This window comes from Emticicia soli (assembly GCF_037860775.1).
GTDB classification, from domain to species: domain Bacteria; phylum Bacteroidota; class Bacteroidia; order Cytophagales; family Spirosomataceae; genus Emticicia; species Emticicia soli.
In genome coordinates this window covers 141635-158515 of the sequence record NZ_JBBEWC010000014.1, presented here as the reverse complement: position 1 = coordinate 158515, position 16881 = coordinate 141635, and the positions used below count along the sequence as shown (strand labels likewise).

Sequence of the window (16881 nt, the reverse complement as noted above, 5' to 3'; positions counted from 1 at the left end):
GACCTTCTGGTAAAAATTTGCGTTTGTAGTGATTCACAAATTTAACCAGAAGGTTCTTTTTTTTCATAGCATCCTAAAATTCGGGATGACTCATGTTTTTATGATATAATCTTACAAACCATATTTATCAATCAGATACACCAAAGCTGCCATTGAAGCTGCACCAAGTTGCAATTCTCTTTCGTTTACTGCCTCAAGATTATCGTTTTTTGCATGGTGAAAATCGAAATAGCGTTGTGAGTCGGGCTTGAATCCAATCAATAAAGTGCCCAAGTTTCCTAATGGCCCAATATCAGCACCACCGCTACCTCTGCCAATTTCAGCTAGCCCATAAGGAGCTAAAAGGTTTTTATAAACTGTTACCTTAGAAATCTGCTCGCTGGTACCTACCATACCAAAGCCTCTTGGCGTAAAACCACCGTTATCTGACTCAATGGCTGCAATGTGTTTTTCGTTGTTTTGTTTGGCTAAATCGGCATATTTAGTACCACCTCTTAAACCATTCTCTTCGTTCATAAACATTACGGCTCTTATTGTACGTTTTGGTTTAATACCAAGCGCTTTCATAGCACGTAGTACCTCAATGGCTTGTACACAACCCGAGCCATCGTCTTGTGCTCCTTCTGCCAAGTCCCACGAATCAAGGTGCCCACCTATTACAATAATTTCGTCTGGTTTTTCAGTACCACGTATCTCCCCTATTACATTGTGCGAAGGTGCATCAGGTAGTGTTTCGCAGTTTTGTTTGAAGTAAAACTTCAATTTTGGATTCTCTTTCAACAATTTGCTCAATAAATTAGCACCATTCGTACTGATAGCCGCCGTCGGAATCATCGGGATTCCCGGCGCATAACGCATACCGCCAGTATGAGGAATATCGTCTTGCAGCGTAGTCATTGAACGTACAATAGCCCCTACTGCACCATATTTAGCGGCTTCAGAAGCACCATTGCCACGTTGCCCAACGGCTCCGGCATAGGCTTCAAAAGTGTTTATCTTTGTAGGGTCCATTGGGCGATTAAAAAGTACAATTTTACCTTTTACTTTTGCTTCACCCAAGGCTTTTAGTTCTTCAAATGTGCGTACCTCTATCACCTCTGCTTTAATACCCGCCAAAGGTGTAGCCACCGAGCCACCCAATGCCACTACCGGCACTTTGGTTTTGGTTTTTCCGTTTTCTATATACGCTTCTTCTTTTGCACCACGCACCCAATGCGGTACCATCACATCTTGCAGAAAGACTTTCTCAAAACCATAGTCTTCCATCACTTTTTTTGTATATTCAACGGCTTTGGCTGCGCCTGCCGAGCCACTTAACCGTGGCCCTATGTTTTTACAGAGATGCGTCAGTGTTTTGTAGCATTCGCCATTGGTCAGGATTTCGTCATAGATTTTTCTGATTTGAAGCGAATCAGTGTTTTGTGCGAAGCTCGAGTATGCAAAAAAAAGCAACAAAAAGAGGGTTTTCTTCATGGTGTTTGTTTAGAAGTGTTTAGATGTTTCTATTGTCCAAAAATACATTTTTTGAACAGAATATCCAACGATATACTTCTAACAAATAGATATTAGCAAAGACAGTACTTAAAGGTTACTGATTAAAACTCCCACACGGTAGGATTCTTGTGGCGACGTAGATGCTTGCGGACTTCCATCCAGAAAGCCAGCACCAGATAAATGATTATCGGAGAGCCGAATGTGAAAAAAGAAGCATATATAAAATAAAGCCTTACACTACTTGCCGAAAAGTTAAGTTTCTCTCCGAGGCGAGAGCAAACTCCAAAAAGCTGGTTTTCTACGAGATATCTTAGGCGTATCATTTTCTTTTTTTTACAAAAATATGACGAATCTAACAATAATCTCTTAAATAACAATAAAACAACAAAAAAATAATAAATGTCGCTACTTTTTTGTACAAATAAATATGAGTTTTGTCCAAATATATTTCTTCTAAAACTTGTTTTATCATTTAAAATATGTACATTGCGATTCAATTCTTCATTATTCTCTTAATTTTTTTTATTGCAATGCAAACAGGTGTAGTTAAATTCTTCAACGAAACTAAAGGTTTTGGTTTCATCGTTGACGATGCTTCAGGGCAAGAAATCTTCGTTCACGTGACAGGTCTCGGCGGCAGAAAGATTCGTGAAAACGACCATGTTGAATACGAAGTTGTCGAAGGTCGCAAGGGTTTGAATGCAGTCAACGTGAAAAAAATATAATTTTTTTTCTGAGTACGATTGTTTCAGTTCCACAAACCTCACTATTCACATCAATAGTGAGGTTTTTCTTTTTACGCCCAACGTAGTTTTCCTCAATTCCTTAGGGGTTTTTACGCATTTTACTGTGCGGCTTATGATTATCTAAATACTTAATGATATATTTCCAATGTATTTCGAAACCCTAGTTCGAATACTTTCCCTATTATTCATTACTTAATCTAAAACCCCTACTAACATGGCACTAAAATGGCCTTTTACCCGTGAAAGGGTAAGCAAACTCGGAGACCTTTTCTCTTTAGCAGAAATTAAAGATTTCACTAACAAGTTTAAAACAGAAGTTGGTTTAGCCAAAGGGCAAGACTCACTGGCTGCAAAATTTGTAGTAAATGGAGAGGTAAGAAATGGAGAATTTTTTGGAATTGACAAAGTAAATCAATTAATTACTCTGGCAAAAGCAAAGAGTTCAAGTATATCAGGAATCAGAGTATATTATGGTTTGGCTCATGAGAGTTTCGATGGAAGCACAAGTGAATCAAAAATTGCAATCAGCCCGCTTAAAGGTGTTAATGATTCAACTTTAAGACCTAGGCTATTTCTTGTTGCAGTAGATGCAGATGGTAAAGATATTGAGATTGATGCAACTGGCTTTAAAGATGCACCAGATGGTAACGGTGTGGGGAATGGTTCGCCACAACCACCTTTTGGGTCGGCCTAAATAAAAACAAGCACTTGGAAAACGAATGAATGGATTAATGCTTTTTTCCACGGTTTCAGAAGTAAGTATTCTTATTCCTGTGGCACTGATTCTCGCCAAACGAAAATACCTGAATACAGAATTAAGAATACTTACTGCTTACGTGGTTGTTACACTCATCAGAAACTTTTTTGGAGTAACCTCCGACATTCTGTATTTTACAGGATTAAACAACTTTCATACATTATTTTACTACAACTGGCACTCTATTCTAGGGTTTTATATCATAGCCCTGTTGTATTATCGCCTGCTAGACCATAAATACTGGCGAGGCTTCATTATACTCGTCTGCGGTGTTTTCACTTTCTTTTGTGCCTTAGAAATTCCCTCTGGCTCAATTACTAATGTAGGTACCGGCTTGTTCAACAATTATACCTATACGGCTTCTAGCATGATAGTGCTTATCGTTGTACTGGCATATCTTTATCAGCTTTTGCAAGATCTGAAAGTTGAAAATATTACTAAATTTCCTTACTTTTGGGTAAGCGTAGGTCTGTTATTTTATTTTGGCGGAAATCTATTTGTAAACTTGTTCTTGATGAAAGCTGCCAAAGCCACCAACCAAATGACCTGGGGAATTATTAATTCTGCGCTTAGTATTTTATTTCATTTTACAATCTCACTGGCATTCTGGTATAGTAGCTCTTTGTATAATACCCATAACGATGAGTGACTTGCAACTAATATTTATAGGTTCTTCGGCTTTTATTGTACTAATTACCTTTAGTATTCTGTTTGTGGTGTACTACAAACAAAAACAAGCCGAACAAAAAATAGCTATGCAAGAGCTAAAAGCCGAAATGCAGAGGCAATTGCTCGAATCGTCGCTGGAAGTACAGGAGGTTGAGCGCCGCCGTATAGCCAAAGACTTACACGACGAGGTGGGGGCTATGCTATCGGTAACGAAGATGAGCTTTAATCAGCTACTAAAAAAAATTAATACCTCGCCTGACCTGACAGACCAAGGCAAAAAAACCAAGGAGTTTTTAGAAGAATCTATCAGCCAGGTACGGCGTATATCGCGTGAGTTAGTACCAAGTACGCTCGAAGATTTCGGGCTTATTTCGGCTATCGACGAATTTATTCAGAAAATACACATTGCCTCGGGAGTGTTGTTTATTTTTAACCATGAAGGCATAGAAGAAGGCCAGCGATTTGATAAAAAAATTGAGCTAACTATTTACAGAATAGCGCAAGAGTTGGTAAATAATGCTTTGAAACATGCCGAAGCTCAAGAAATTTCGCTGAAATTATTGCTGAAACCCAATAAACTTAGCTTTGTATTTACAGATAATGGCAAAGGTTTTGATTTAGAGGCTGTGAAACAAGACCCTAAAGCCGGACTGGGACTAAGAAACATAGAAAGCCGGCTAAGTGTAGTAGACGGCACTTTCAAGATTAAATCAGCAAAAGGGGAAGGTACAAATACCCGAATAGATATTCCCCTGCTTAAAAATTATGCATGATATGTCAAATATAAGAATTGCGGTTGTTGACGACCACAGCCTGTTCAGAAAAGGCTTGATTTCGATTCTACAACAAGTATCTGACTTTGAGGTGGTGATGGAGGCTACTAACGGACAGGAGTTTATAGACAAACTACCCAGTACACAAGTAGATGTAGTATTGATGGATATACAAATGCCACAACTCGATGGCACAAAAGCCACTGAAATAGTAAGGCAGAAGTTTCCTGAGGTGAAAGTAATTATATTGTCAATGCACGACGAAGACAAGTATATTCTGCATTTGATGGAAATTGGTGCGAACGGCTATTTATTAAAAGATAACGACCCCGAGGAGGTAGAAAAGGCCATCAGAAAAGTGATAGAAACTGATATCTATTTCAGCGATTTTGTGAGCAAGGTTATGATGCGTAAAATAACACGCAAAACACAGCAGGATAAGAAGATCTTTAATTATAAAACTGATTTATCAGACCGTGAGATTGAAGTACTGAAACTGATATGTGAAGGACTCACCACGGCAGAAATAGGCGATATATTAGCCTTAAGCCCCCGTACAGTTGAGGGCCATAGGCTAAGAATGATAGAAAAACTGGGTGTAAAGAATACAGCAGGTCTGGTAGCATTTGCTATCAAAAACCAATTGATTTAAGACTCTAAGACAGCCGTAAACTCTATTTCAACCAGATAATCTTCTCCGATAAGGGCGTTTACTTCAACCATGGTTGTACATGGCTTGATTGTGCCAAAGAACTCGCCATGTGCTTTGCCTATGGCTTCCCATTTCGAAATATCGGTTGTAAAAATGCGTGTGCGCACTACGTCTTTCAGGCTTGCACCCAATTGCTCCAATACTTTTTCTACTTTCAGAATAATGAATTTGGTCTGGATATGCACATCGTTTTTTCCAACAAGTTCTCCGCTGTTATCAGTAGCAACGGTTCCGGTAACTTCAATCAGATTCCCGATTTTTACGGCTCTTGAATACCCGATAATGTCTTCCCATTTAGCTCCGGTAGAAATATTAATACGACTCATAGATTAAAAAAGGCTTTTGTGTGAGGCAAAGTTAGAACAAAAAAGACCTTTTACAAACTCTATCGTACAATTATCAATTACATGGGTCAGCCGTTACTTTTGCGCTGAAAGTTGCCCCATTTTCTACTTTGAAGCCCGGTTTTAGTAAAATAAACTTCCCTGTCTCATACGTTGTTGATGCATCAGCAATCGTATTATTAGCTTCTATCATTATTTTAGATGTTTTGCTTGTATTTTCGCTAAAATCATCGTTTACACTGCCTAATACAATTGCGTGGGCGCATGGGTTGGTGTTTCGGTTGTAGGCTAATTCCCGCATTTCGCTAATGCTACCAGCCAGAAAACTAAAGTTGAGCGTAGTTGAATTATTGGCATTGGTGCAGTTTTCGCCACATGGGAAACTATAAGTACTAAACGAAAAAGTACCGAATGAATATTTATACTCATCGGGGCAGTTTGGCACACCAAAAGGACACGCTTCCTGGAATTGCCTCTCGGCATACAGAAACCTGAAACGGGTATCATCGGTATAAATGCCTAGGCCAAAATCATTTTGGTCTGTCATAGCTACCCAGTTTTCGGTTGCAGTATCCCAAAAATTACCATAGTTTGGTGCATTGCGGTCAAAATCTGTTCTAACAGCCACAGGGTCGTTATTGAAAGGCATTGAAGCATTGTATGTCTGCCATTTTGCCGCATACGGATAATTAAGATTAATAAATACATGCAAGCTAACACCGGTATTATTATAACTCACAAAATAAGGTATGTTGCGGGTTTGCTTAACCGAAAAATTTACAGCAATACCCTCTAAACTTATCCAGCATTCGTTATAAGCGCCTGCATCTATTTTTTTATAGATACCTACACTATCTTTTACAAAACCCCATTCCCAGAGTTTGGCTTTGATGTATAAAACACCTGTATGCTCGTTGAAAGTTACAATTTCAGGTTCTCCTCCTAAATTATCGGTATTAGTAATAAACTCATTATAAAAACTGCCTTGCACCAAACCATTCCATTCTCGAGATGCCCCTCCGGCAAACGGAAATACATCAGTAAGGTATTTAGCATTGGTATAAGGCTTCCAGGTATTAGGCTGGTCGGGATAAATACGGGTTTCAAAACCTGCTTGCCTACCGGCATCATGATTATTAATCATATTAATACCATTAGAAAGCCTCGCAAGATAGCTTATAGCTCCACCCATGCGTTTATCGAAACCAATTTTTACAATTCCATTGTCAATAAAATACCGCAGACTGTCTTCTGAAAAAGTAGTTTGCGAAAAGCTCTCACCAAATAGTATGCACAAAAAGATAAGCGGAAAATATTTTCTAAACATTTTCTTAGGAGTTTTATGGCTAAAATCGTCAGGACAGCAGGTAGAACAGAATACCCTAAAGAATTATATTGATTGCGGTAGGTGAGAAAATTATCAACCGGATTATTACATTTTTTGTATAATTATACCTATCAGATAGTTTTTATACTTGTACTAAATTTTTTTCTACGCCTGCGAGATACCGGAAGTAATGCTCCGTTTTTAAGTAAAACACTCATTTTTTTACAGTTCGATCCAAACCATGCTATAGCTGAAGTATTTACTATGCAGCTTCGGCTGAGTCTGTAAAAATTATAATCTTTTAGCCGTTCTTCAAATATTTGCAGGGTTCGAGAGCTTAGCTCTTTTCTATTGTTATTCAGGTAAACCATCGTGTAATTGCCCTGAGACTCGAGATACACAATATCGTTGAGGCTAATATCTTTTTTACTTATTCTGATTTTGTCCATGAGTGTGTGTTATTTATTGTATGAAAAAATTACGCCTCTTAAGGCCATGTCGGAACCCTGCCAGTTCACACCAGCATCTAATCGCAAATAGTAATAAAACTTACTGTTATCAATCACCAGATTCTTCGAAAAAGTAGTACTAGATTCCCCCATTCCGCTTACGGGAGTACTACTCACAGTTGCTTCCAGCGTAGCTGCTGCATTTGTCTGTTTCTCGACACTATAAAACTTTAATATCATGGTGCCGCCAGAGTTTTGCAGATAGTTAAATATCATTTTATCCATTACAGCGCCATTGGGCAACTCTACTGGTGCATAGGCATATCCGTTGGTACTTTTGGTATCATTTACAAACGAAATCATACATTTTACTACATCTTTCACGAAAGTATAACTAGGAAGATGGTTTGCTACAACCGCATGAAAACCCATAGCCGACACATTATAGTAAGATAAATTACCTGCTGCGCTATTACACTCTATCAGGTTACCACTATCGTCGGTACATACCTGACGCACACCGTTTCCGCCTAGGCTGGTGGACCTCAGATTAGCCGCCTGTATTGTTGAAGTAGCCGATATACTTCCCGAAACTCTTAGTTTATACGTTGTTGAGATATTGGGTGTTGTACCGATATTTACCACACCGTTTTTCTGTATTACCATTGCGTTACTTGGGCTTGCAGCACTCTGCCCGTTGCCTATATAAAGCAGTGGGTCGGTACTTACCCAGCTACTGGCATTGGCCGTTGCAATAGGAGAATTATAATATCCCATTGCCACAGAATAATAGGCATTTGCTGTTGTACCTGTGCCGATGGCTATACCGTTAAGCCCCGAGGCTCTTGCGTTTTCGCCAATGGCAATGGTGTTAGAAGTTCCGTCTGAAATGGCGTTTGTGCCAATAGCCACATTGCCGGTTCCGGTGGCTTTTGAGTTGTATCCTGAAGCAAAAGAGTGTAGACCGATGTTGTTGGCATCCCAAGCATCGGCGTTTACTGTGCCGCTTCTGAATGCACTTCTCGACGGAATCCACATCATGCGTGTACCTGCACCGGCTACAGGAGCAGTTGGCGGATTTGAAGTATTAGTGGCTGCATAAGGTACTATAGTGGCATAACTCGACCAGAAGCCACCTGCATTGGTGTTCTGGATTTCGTTACCACCTAAGCCATTTACTGACCACAACCCTGCTCCGCTTGCAGGTATTTGCCAGGTAGCTCTTCCTAGTGCATCAGAGGTTAAAACTTTGCCTGCACCTTCACCAATGTTCTTGAACCTGAGAGGTACGGCTGTTACAAGAGAGTCTTTAGAGGCTTCAATAAATTGCGCTTTTGTTTCAACCGCTATTATTGAGAGTAGAAGTAAAGTTATTCTTTTCATGGGATGGCCTGTTATTTAACTGACACAAAGCTAAACCATAAAAAAGCACAGCGCACCTACTAAAGTTAGTAGGTACGCCGCTCGTTGAACACCCTAGTTTTTATAATAAAGTAGTTTTTTTCCAGTTTTTAAATCGGTAAGCAGCAAGGCTCCTTTTTCTATATAATACTTCGAATTAGCTATGTCGGTTACCTTGCCATTCACTGTTAATCGCCAGTAAAATATGTTGCCTTTTGTAAACCATCTTGCTCCTGCGGCCTTGGCTTCGGCAATCATTTTATTACCACCACCTTCTGAGCTTCCGGCACTGTTAGGGCCACTTACATAAGACCTTGAACCACCATCATCAATTGTGCCATCAGCATTCAGAATAATAGCACTGCTTGAACCCCCATAAAACCCTCCGCTACTCGAATAATTTTCTTTGTTTGTCCATTTACCAACAAGTTTTGGGTCTCGGTACAAGCCATCGGCTTTACTAGCAGCAGTAGTAGTATTGTTGGTAACAGCCTGTCGGCCAAACTCTCCTTGCAGAATTACCTGCCCATTATAGCTGATTTGTTGTTTCACTTTGCCCGACGATAGCTCCATTGAAAAATTAAACACAGTCCCATCTTTATAGGTGAGTGTTCCGTTGGCGCTGTTCGCATTTGTGTTGCCTTTTAATACATAGCTGTCTTTAGCTCCGTTAGCCTGCACAATTAATTGTCCTTCAATGCTGTTGCTTGTTGCCTGTTTCAAATGCATTTCGGCAGGTAATTGACCATTGGCATTTTGTACATTTCCGTACCAATCACCAATAAAAGATTGTGACATGGCTACGTTGTAGCTTAGATAAAAAAGAATAATTAATGTTCGTTTCATGGATTTATTATAAATGGGTTTGGCTAAATAATGTATCAGCAAATGTTGTTTCGGGAATGGCTTGCCCTACACAATCTGTTTTTTTACAGCTTTCGATATGGCTTCGGTTGCTGAGTTTACGTGAAGTTTGCGGTATATATTCTTGAGGTGAAAATTAACGGTTGAAATACTTATTTTACACTCGTCGGCTATTAGTTTATAGCTCAAGCCTTTCACCAGACAATCGAGTACTTTCTGTTCGTTTACCGATAGTTCTTTATACTCTTCTTTGGCAAATGTTTGGTTTTGTTGCTGGAACATGGTCCAGACCTTACGGGCAATTACAGGGGGCATGGGTGAACCGCCTTGCGAAACCTCAATAATGGCCTCAATGTATCGCTCAGGGCTTGAGTCTTTCAAAATATAGCCACTTGCTCCGGCACAAATTGAGGCAAAAATGCGTGCGTTGTCTTCAAAGACTGTCTGCATTAGTATCTGTACCTCAGGGAACTCAGCCTTTATTTTCTGAACAGCCTCTATGCCTGTAATACCGGGCATCTGAATATCCATTAAAACCACATCGGGTTTATCACGACGCATAATTTTTGTTACGTCGTTGGCATTTGCATAAGCACCCGTAAGTAATAATTCTTCTGCTACTCTGATTGTCTCAGCCAATAATTCACGTATTTCTCTAATGTCTTCAAAAATAGTAACCCGTATCATAGTAGTTATAAAGAATTTCCGTAAAATTCATGATAATCCGGCTGTTGTACAACTACTAAAATTAGTAGGATTGTAAGCCCGAAACAGAAAGGTTTTATTGAAAACTGAAGTTCAATTCTATGCTTGTTCCCTTGCCTATGGTTGAGGTAATCTCCACTTTTCCTCCCATTGCTTCTGCCCTTCTCTGGAAGTTGAGTAGCCCATTTCCCTGGCTTGTATCGCCGGTATCAAAGCCTTTACCATTATCTGCTATAGTTAATCTTCCGTGCTTGCCAAAGGTTGATTGCAGTAGATTAAAACTCACTTTCACTTCGGTTGCTTCCGAATGCTTTGCAATGTTATTGATAGCTTCTTTAAAGAAAAGATACAGATTTCGGCGTTGTTGGGTAGATAATGGCAAATTACGGATACTATCGTCAATAGCCAGATTGAGTTCTATTTGCTTGGCCGATAGCATTTCATTTGCAAACTGTACCATGCGGTCAAGCCACTCGACAGAGTCATCGTTTTGTGGATTCATGTCATAAACCGTTTCTCGCACCTGCCTCATCATTTCTCTTGAACGGCTACTTATTTTATTAAAAATCTCTGATGTTTCGGGCGTAGTTTTCTTAAATTTCATCCGATTCAGCTCTGAAAACATAGTCAGGCTACTCAACGAAGCTGCCAAGTCATCGTGCAGATTACTCGAAATCTCGTTTCTTAATGATTGTTGTCTTTGTTGTTCTTTCTGGCTACGCCTTAGTTTATCGCCAAACGCTACCGAGAATAACACGATTTCGAGCATTGAGCCTACCATAAGGTAATACTCCTGATTCATAGCCGAGATAGTATTTAGATTTTTGAGGGCTACAATAATGGCAGCAATCGAGATACTCACCATAGCCAAAGCATAAAGCCAGATGATGCGGATATTGCGTGAAACATAATTATAAACCACATATCCTTGTATAAGTAACAAGAAAAACATAAGCCCAATACTTATGAAATTAGAATGCCATTCGTAATGAAAAAGCAAAAGAATACTAAACGCCAGAAACAAGTATGACAAGCAACGTAAAGGCTTGATAAATTGAGGTAGATGCGTTTTAAAATTAAGGAACTCAAGTGTAAAATAAATCATGAAGAATGATGAGAGGTTCAGAAAAATAAGATGTCCTCTATCGTTAAGCCATGAATTTGACCAGACATACTGGTAGAAAAAACCATACAAAACTGCTTGTAAACCTCCGAAACACAGCACATAACAAATATAATAAACCAACGATTGGTCACGAATAACCAGCCACAGAAAAAAGTTATACAGCACTATCAGAAATATAAAGCCGAAGTATATTCCCCAGATTATCTTACGGTTTGATACCGCCTGAAATAAATCAGACTCATGCCAGAAATAAATCGGAAACTTTAAGTCTTCGGTGCTTCGGCATTTCAGAAAAACGATGTATTCCTGATTTTCAATCATGTCTATCTTAAAAATCGGATTGGCATCTTTAATAGGGTTCAGATGATACGGATAATGGTCGCCTAGTTTTTTAGAATTAATGATGCGGTTGTTTTCTACCACAAATAAATCTACTTCATTGAGCCTGCTATTAGCTACTTCCATTAACCACTGCCTGTCTGCCAGATTCATGACACGCATCATGAGCCACACCGTTTTATCAGAATAACCAAAATTAGGAATATCGTTAGTAGTTATTCCGAACTGACTCATAAAATCGGGGTCGTCGACCATTGGTCGTTTGTAACGATTGTTTTCGTCAATAAAAGTTAAGCATTTATCTCCCACAAAAAGCTGTGTGGTTTCTTTGTTTAGCGTAAAGTTGGGCGAAAGTATGCTTTTGGTGATATTGTCGGGATAAAACCTGTTAAGCCCATTTACTCCGCCAAAAAATAATTCTCCATCAGAAGCCTGAAACGAACTATAGCCATTAAACTCATAGGCTTGCAGGCCATCGTTAAGGTTAAAAGCTGTAAAACGTTGCTCTTGGGTATCGAAACGGGCTATGCCCCGATTGGTGCTTACCCAAAGATTATTGTTCTTGTCTATCTCGCAGGCATAAATAAAATTATTGGGCAGGCCATCTTCTGTTGTAAGCATTTCTACAACTTTAGTAGCCAGCGAATAGCGAATTAAGCCTTTACTTGTACCTATCCACCATGTTTTATGGTCTTTTGATGGCTGCGCACAAATCGGAATTCCTTCCTGAATTATTTTTGTGATTGTATAATGCTTAAAATTGTCTTTACTCTCTATTTGCCAAAGCCCTTCGTTATATATGCCTACAAAATATTGCCCCTCGCCTACTCTCTTCACTAAAGAAATCCGCTTGTTTGGTAGCAATACCTGCTTCTGAAACTGACGAGTTTGCTTGTCAATAAAATAGATGCCACCTTCTGTACCCAGCACCATTGCATCTTTTTCTTCTTCAATACACCTGATAAAATTTGCCAACACAGGGTCTTTGCCTCTTGTATTATTGAGCTTCTGAATACTGTAACCTTTCATAAAAGCCAGTCCTTGGGTAGTACCTATCCATAGATTTCCGGTAGCATCTTTTTTGAGGTATCTGATAGTATTTGATGGCAGCGGATTATGCGCATTATCGTTATAAAAACTCTTTTCTATACTTAAATCCTTATCGTTTATAATCCAAAGCCCGCTCTGCTGAGTACCCATAATGAGCTGCTGCTTGGCTTCGTCTTTAATGATGAATCGGATAGAATAATTCTGTAGCTGCTTCGGAAACTCTTTTGGAAAAGGAATGCGAAAACTGCTCAGGTTATTAGGTAAAATCTGGATTCTATCTATGCCATAAGGGTCGGTATTAACCCAGATGATACCGTCGTAATCGATATATACCTGGCTTATCTCGTTTATATACAGGTTGTTTTTATCTAAAAAGCCTTCGTTCTTGATTTGTGTAAATACCTGATTACGAATAGAATACCTAAGTAACCCGTGTTTTTCAGTACCTAACCATAAATTCCCTTTGCCATCAGTATCTAAATCGAAAACGAGTTGTATTGGCTTGTTTTTGTCAAATTCTTTAATTTGTTGTATGGCATTAGTGGTGTAATCGAAACGGACGAGGCCATCGGTAGTAGCAATCCATAGCAAGTTATTCACAGGCAGAATCTTGATGGTTTCAAGCGGTTTTCCGGCTTTGTTTTGTGGATGATTCGAGAAGAAATATTCAATGGTATTGTGCTTGCCGGTTGTGGTGTCGAGCCTGATAATGGCATCAGAACTATGAATCCAGAGTTTGCCTTGTGTATCGAACTGAGTAGAATTAACCGTGCGAAAATAGCTTGTTTTAAACGATTGATTGGGTAGTATAAGCTGCTTATGGGCTGTGGCTGTATTTAGTTTAACCAAGCCTTCTAAGGCTGACCAATACCACACCATGCCATTCATGGCTTTAATCGGGAAAACCTCGCTTTTGCTTACTTTGCCCTGCTTATCTTTAAACCGATATTGTCTGAAACTATTAGAAACATAGCTATAATGGTTGAGTGCGCTTTCGGTTCCTATCCATAAATCGCCGTTTTCGTCTTCGATTATTTTTTTGATTTCGATACCATCAATGCTATTAGGCTTTTTGCGTGACGGACGGAAAACCGTAAAAGACTCTCCATCCCAGCGGTTGAGGCCGTCTTGTGTACCAAACCACATTGTACCTCTCGAATCTTTCAGCATGGCAAATACCGACCCCTGCGAAAGCCCTTTTTCGGTACCATAGTGGTCAATTCTGTAATTCAGTTTCTGGGCAGCTACCCAAAACTGGTTGAAGAACACTATTCCTGATAAAAAAAACCACTTGAGTGGTAAAAATCTCTGAATAGGCATGAGTGGTAGTCAATTTCCGAAACACAGGTAAATAGCAATGATATATAATTCAAATTACAAAAAAAACGGCATTTATAGCAAACAAATACATCGAAAAAGACCCCACTCCCTAAATCCCTCTCCCCAACTGTGGGGAGAGCGACTTTTGCCCCCTTCCGCATTGTTGGGGCGGACGCCGCGCGGAAGGGTTGGGGATGGGGTCTTTTAAAATTAAAAGCCCTTTACAATAGCATCAAGCCTATTTAGCACCGTTTTTACCAGCCATTTGCTGTACTTGCTGACGCTCGTAGAAAGTCAGAAAATCATCTAATTTATCTACCGGAATACGTCGGGCTATAATCTTTTTGTCTTTATCCAAAATATAATTGGTTGGTGTAGAATACACATCAAAATTGTTTCTGAAATAGTATCTGCCTTTGGCATCCCATAGGTTCAGTAAGTCTCCGGTTTTATATGTATTTACAAAATTCATTACCTTTTTCTTGTCGTACACAATACTCACGTTGTACACAGTTACACGGCCTTTGTTGGCCTTATAAAACTCTACCAGTTTAGGTGCTGAATCTTTACAATGCCCACATTCGGGGTCGTAGAAATGTACTAGCGTGTATTTGGTTTTGCTCTGCATTGGCGAATGCTCCTTACCGAGAGAGTCAGTAACAATCAGCTCAGGGAATACGAAACCTGTTTGTAGTGGTTTCAGAATATCAACTCTTTCCTGAAACTTCGCTCTTTGTGTTGAGTCGAGCCAAGGAGCATTTTTAAGATAATAGTTTTCGGCCAAGTGTACAAAAACACCATCTAAACCTACTATTTCGTTGTTTTCATATTTGTTGGTAATCTGCCATAATACAAAACGATATACCTCTTGGTTAGGTTTTGCCAGTTTCAGTACTCTGTCGGCATCACGGTTGATTGAGTCGGTTACCTGATAAACCAGGTCTTTGAAATAACGCTCTACACGGCTATGCAAGAAAGGTGAACGTAACAGACGGTCGTCGGTGAAATCGATATTATCGAAGAAATGTCCTTTGTAATAATTGAATAAATAAGTAGAATCAGGGCGACCATTGGCTTTTTTAGGAAGTTCTTTAGGTAATTCGGGCTCCATGTTACCTTTTATTACTTTGGCTGCAAACGAACCTTCGTTGGTTTTGATGAAGTTCTTCATGTAAGCATCTACATCAGCCTGAATTTTCTCCATTTGCTTACGGGTTGCTTCCTGAGCCGATGGGTCGGTTTTTGCTTTGGCTGATATACTTTCGGCTTCTTTACCTTTATCTTGCAAGAATTTACGGTAGGCAAATAGCAAATCGTTTTCTTTTGAGCCTTTAAACTTTACATGACCAACAAAATCAACGGTATCACTTTCTATCTCCATAAATTGCTCTTTGCCGTCAATGGCAAAATCATAGTATTTTGATGGCGACAATACTATAAGGTAAATACCACCTTTGAGTGGGTCTTTGCCCTGAAAATTCAATTCGCCGTTTTGTACCTTAGCCGAGTCGACTTTGATGTATTGGTTGTAGCCAAAAAAATGTGCTAAATGGCAGGTTTTACCTTCTTGTGTGCCTTTTAGGCGTACTTTAATCTGATGCCCCGGTTGTTGGGCGAACACTACACCAACTGATAACAATAGCGAGAGTACGAGAAAGGGTGTTCGGTAATGTTTAAAAAGCATATTTTTGTTTTTTTAGTCTTAATACTACTTTGTAAAGATATATTTCAAATTTATGATTCTGACCAACGGCAGTAGCAAAGATAAATGCTTAATTTGTGAGTTCTTGTTAAAAACTTGTTAAAGAACCTTTTTAAACTTATTTCTTTTGCCTACGAATGACTAATTTTCACTCATATTTCGTTTAATCATTTCGTCCGTAGCGCTGCTACGCACTCAATAATTAATCTCATCTGAGTAAATATTAGTTCATTCTCGTCAACAAATAAAAAGTTTAAACAGGTTCAATCTGTATAAATATAACTCCAACTTTAACGAAAAGTCATGTTTCATATTGTTTCAAAGCTACTTACTTTCTTTATTATGCCGCAAGGCATTATTTTTATTTTGCTGGCTTATGCTATCTACACAAAAAATCGTACCAAATCGAGAAAAAGTATAGGGCTTGCCCTGATTTTTTTCTACGTGTTTTCTACACCGCTTATTGTCAACGAATTTTTTCTGTTATGGGAAGTAGCTCCAACGCCTATCTCTAGCGTTAAACCACACGATATTGGCATTGTGCTGACAGGAAATACCATTAATAATTCTCGAAAACCTACCGAGAATATCTTTTTGGGTGGAACAGCCGACCGAATCGGGCAGACATTACAGTTGTATAAACGAGGTACAATAAAAAAGATACTTATTAGTGGTGGCGAGGTTCCGATTCTAGGGAAATCGACTACCCGTGAGATAGACCAGATTGCCCGCTACCTGATTGTGAGTGGTGTACCCAGAGAACATATTTTTCTGGAAGACCGCTCTACCAATACCCACGAAAACGCCAGAAATGTTTCTAAAATCTTAAAAAACCAATTCCCAAACCAGAGTTGTCTACTTATTACTTCGGCTTTTCATATGAAAAGGGCCTTGGGTTGTTTCACAAAAGCAGGAGTAAAAGTAACACCTTACGGTGCTAATTACGTATCACACGACCGACAGCTAAGGCTTTCGGCACTTCTGCCTTTAGGCGGTGGCTTAGGTTCTTCGCAATTACTTTTCAGAGAAATAATAGGTTATATCAGCTATCGTATCTTTGGGTGGATATAAAAATAGAGGCACTTTTGATGCCTCTATCTCTA

The 16881-nt window shown here is 39.3% G+C and carries 16 protein-coding genes; 6 read left to right on the top strand and 10 right to left on the bottom strand.

Annotated elements, in window-relative coordinates:
- Positions 1-111 precede the first annotated feature (111 nt).
- On the bottom strand, positions 112-1473 hold the full coding sequence (locus tag WAE64_RS21105; protein WP_340239765.1) for a M20/M25/M40 family metallo-hydrolase: 1362 nt from the start codon (positions 1471-1473) through the stop codon (positions 112-114).
- 122 nt (positions 1474-1595) lie between these two features.
- Entirely contained in the window at positions 1596-1817 is a 222-nt protein-coding gene (locus tag WAE64_RS21100) for a PspC domain-containing protein (RefSeq protein WP_340239764.1), read from the bottom strand.
- A 207-nt stretch (positions 1818-2024) separates the two neighbouring features.
- On the opposite strand from WAE64_RS21100, the gene WAE64_RS21095 reads away from it, so the two are divergent.
- The 5 genes from WAE64_RS21095 to WAE64_RS21075 all read left to right on the top strand — a co-directional run bounded on the left by WAE64_RS21095 (position 2025) and on the right by WAE64_RS21075 (position 5091).
- Complete coding sequence (locus tag WAE64_RS21095) at positions 2025-2219, top strand: cold-shock protein (protein WP_130019762.1); 195 nt, start codon at positions 2025-2027, stop codon at positions 2217-2219.
- A 235-nt stretch (positions 2220-2454) separates the two neighbouring features.
- Entirely contained in the window at positions 2455-2934 is a 480-nt protein-coding gene (locus tag WAE64_RS21090) for a hypothetical protein (RefSeq protein WP_340239763.1), read from the top strand.
- Between the two features lie 37 nt (positions 2935-2971).
- Positions 2972-3646: a hypothetical protein gene (locus WAE64_RS21085; protein WP_340239762.1), complete on the top strand. Its 675-nt coding sequence runs from the start codon at positions 2972-2974 to the stop codon at positions 3644-3646.
- Positions 3639-4439, top strand: a complete 801-nt coding sequence (locus WAE64_RS21080; RefSeq protein WP_340239761.1) for a sensor histidine kinase — start codon at positions 3639-3641, stop codon at positions 4437-4439. Before WAE64_RS21085 ends, WAE64_RS21080 begins: the two co-directional genes overlap by 8 nt.
- Before the next feature lies 1 nt (position 4440).
- Positions 4441-5091 carry a response regulator gene (locus WAE64_RS21075; RefSeq protein ID WP_340239760.1) on the top strand — a complete coding sequence of 217 codons (651 nt, stop codon included), beginning with the start codon at positions 4441-4443 and terminating at the stop codon, positions 5089-5091.
- Here WAE64_RS21075 and WAE64_RS21070 read toward each other — a convergent pair.
- The 8 genes from WAE64_RS21070 to WAE64_RS21035 all read right to left on the bottom strand — a co-directional run bounded on the left by WAE64_RS21070 (position 5088) and on the right by WAE64_RS21035 (position 15760).
- Positions 5088-5477 carry a RidA family protein gene (locus tag WAE64_RS21070; RefSeq protein WP_340239759.1) on the bottom strand — a complete coding sequence of 130 codons (390 nt, stop codon included), beginning with the start codon at positions 5475-5477 and terminating at the stop codon, positions 5088-5090. The genes WAE64_RS21075 and WAE64_RS21070 overlap by 4 nt on opposite strands.
- A 73-nt stretch (positions 5478-5550) precedes the next feature.
- Positions 5551-6822 (bottom strand): 3-coathanger stack domain-containing protein, encoded by a 1272-nt coding sequence (locus tag WAE64_RS21065; protein WP_340239758.1) that lies wholly within the window; start codon positions 6820-6822, stop codon positions 5551-5553.
- A gap of 131 nt (positions 6823-6953) precedes the next feature.
- Positions 6954-7271: a LytR/AlgR family response regulator transcription factor gene (locus WAE64_RS21060; RefSeq protein ID WP_340239757.1), complete on the bottom strand. Its 318-nt coding sequence runs from the start codon at positions 7269-7271 to the stop codon at positions 6954-6956.
- A 9-nt stretch (positions 7272-7280) separates the two neighbouring features.
- Complete coding sequence (locus tag WAE64_RS21055) at positions 7281-8654, bottom strand: hypothetical protein (protein ID WP_340239756.1); 1374 nt, start codon at positions 8652-8654, stop codon at positions 7281-7283.
- A gap of 93 nt (positions 8655-8747) precedes the next feature.
- Positions 8748-9518 (bottom strand): hypothetical protein, encoded by a 771-nt coding sequence (locus tag WAE64_RS21050; RefSeq protein ID WP_340239755.1) that lies wholly within the window; start codon positions 9516-9518, stop codon positions 8748-8750.
- Positions 9519-9584: 66 nt separating this feature from the next.
- A complete protein-coding gene (locus tag WAE64_RS21045; protein ID WP_340239754.1) occupies positions 9585-10223 on the bottom strand; it encodes a response regulator in 639 nt (212 codons plus the stop codon).
- 94 nt (positions 10224-10317) lie between these two features.
- Entirely contained in the window at positions 10318-14076 is a 3759-nt protein-coding gene (locus WAE64_RS21040) for a 7TM diverse intracellular signaling domain-containing protein (RefSeq protein ID WP_340239753.1), read from the bottom strand.
- A gap of 238 nt (positions 14077-14314) precedes the next feature.
- A complete protein-coding gene (locus WAE64_RS21035) occupies positions 14315-15760 on the bottom strand; it encodes a DUF4369 domain-containing protein (RefSeq protein ID WP_340239752.1) in 1446 nt (481 codons plus the stop codon).
- Between the two features lie 321 nt (positions 15761-16081).
- Here WAE64_RS21035 and WAE64_RS21030 point away from each other — a divergent pair, with 321 nt between their 5' ends.
- Positions 16082-16849 carry a YdcF family protein gene (locus tag WAE64_RS21030; RefSeq protein ID WP_340239751.1) on the top strand — a complete coding sequence of 256 codons (768 nt, stop codon included), beginning with the start codon at positions 16082-16084 and terminating at the stop codon, positions 16847-16849.
- The last annotated feature ends 32 nt before the right edge of the window (positions 16850-16881 follow it).

Excerpts from the sequence above, each read along its gene's own strand:
- WAE64_RS21075 (WP_340239760.1), top strand. The coding sequence starts at position 4,441 with ATGTCAAATATAAGAATTGCGGTTGTTGACGACCACAGCCTGTTCAGA.
- WAE64_RS21105 (WP_340239765.1), bottom strand. The coding sequence starts at position 1,473 with ATGAAGAAAACCCTCTTTTTGTTGCTTTTTTTTGCATACTCGAGCTTC.
- WAE64_RS21055 (WP_340239756.1), bottom strand. The coding sequence starts at position 8,654 with ATGAAAAGAATAACTTTACTTCTACTCTCAATAATAGCGGTTGAAACA.
- WAE64_RS21085 (WP_340239762.1), top strand. The coding sequence starts at position 2,972 with ATGCTTTTTTCCACGGTTTCAGAAGTAAGTATTCTTATTCCTGTGGCA.
- WAE64_RS21030 (WP_340239751.1), top strand. The coding sequence starts at position 16,082 with ATGTTTCATATTGTTTCAAAGCTACTTACTTTCTTTATTATGCCGCAA.
- WAE64_RS21095 (WP_130019762.1), top strand. The coding sequence starts at position 2,025 with ATGCAAACAGGTGTAGTTAAATTCTTCAACGAAACTAAAGGTTTTGGT.
- WAE64_RS21065 (WP_340239758.1), bottom strand. The coding sequence starts at position 6,822 with ATGTTTAGAAAATATTTTCCGCTTATCTTTTTGTGCATACTATTTGGT.
- WAE64_RS21040 (WP_340239753.1), bottom strand. The coding sequence starts at position 14,076 with ATGCCTATTCAGAGATTTTTACCACTCAAGTGGTTTTTTTTATCAGGA.
- WAE64_RS21035 (WP_340239752.1), bottom strand. The coding sequence starts at position 15,760 with ATGCTTTTTAAACATTACCGAACACCCTTTCTCGTACTCTCGCTATTG.
- WAE64_RS21100 (WP_340239764.1), bottom strand. The coding sequence starts at position 1,817 with ATGATACGCCTAAGATATCTCGTAGAAAACCAGCTTTTTGGAGTTTGC.
- WAE64_RS21070 (WP_340239759.1), bottom strand. The coding sequence starts at position 5,477 with ATGAGTCGTATTAATATTTCTACCGGAGCTAAATGGGAAGACATTATC.
- WAE64_RS21045 (WP_340239754.1), bottom strand. The coding sequence starts at position 10,223 with ATGATACGGGTTACTATTTTTGAAGACATTAGAGAAATACGTGAATTA.
- WAE64_RS21060 (WP_340239757.1), bottom strand. The coding sequence starts at position 7,271 with ATGGACAAAATCAGAATAAGTAAAAAAGATATTAGCCTCAACGATATT.
- WAE64_RS21050 (WP_340239755.1), bottom strand. The coding sequence starts at position 9,518 with ATGAAACGAACATTAATTATTCTTTTTTATCTAAGCTACAACGTAGCC.
- WAE64_RS21080 (WP_340239761.1), top strand. The coding sequence starts at position 3,639 with ATGAGTGACTTGCAACTAATATTTATAGGTTCTTCGGCTTTTATTGTA.
- WAE64_RS21090 (WP_340239763.1), top strand. The coding sequence starts at position 2,455 with ATGGCACTAAAATGGCCTTTTACCCGTGAAAGGGTAAGCAAACTCGGA.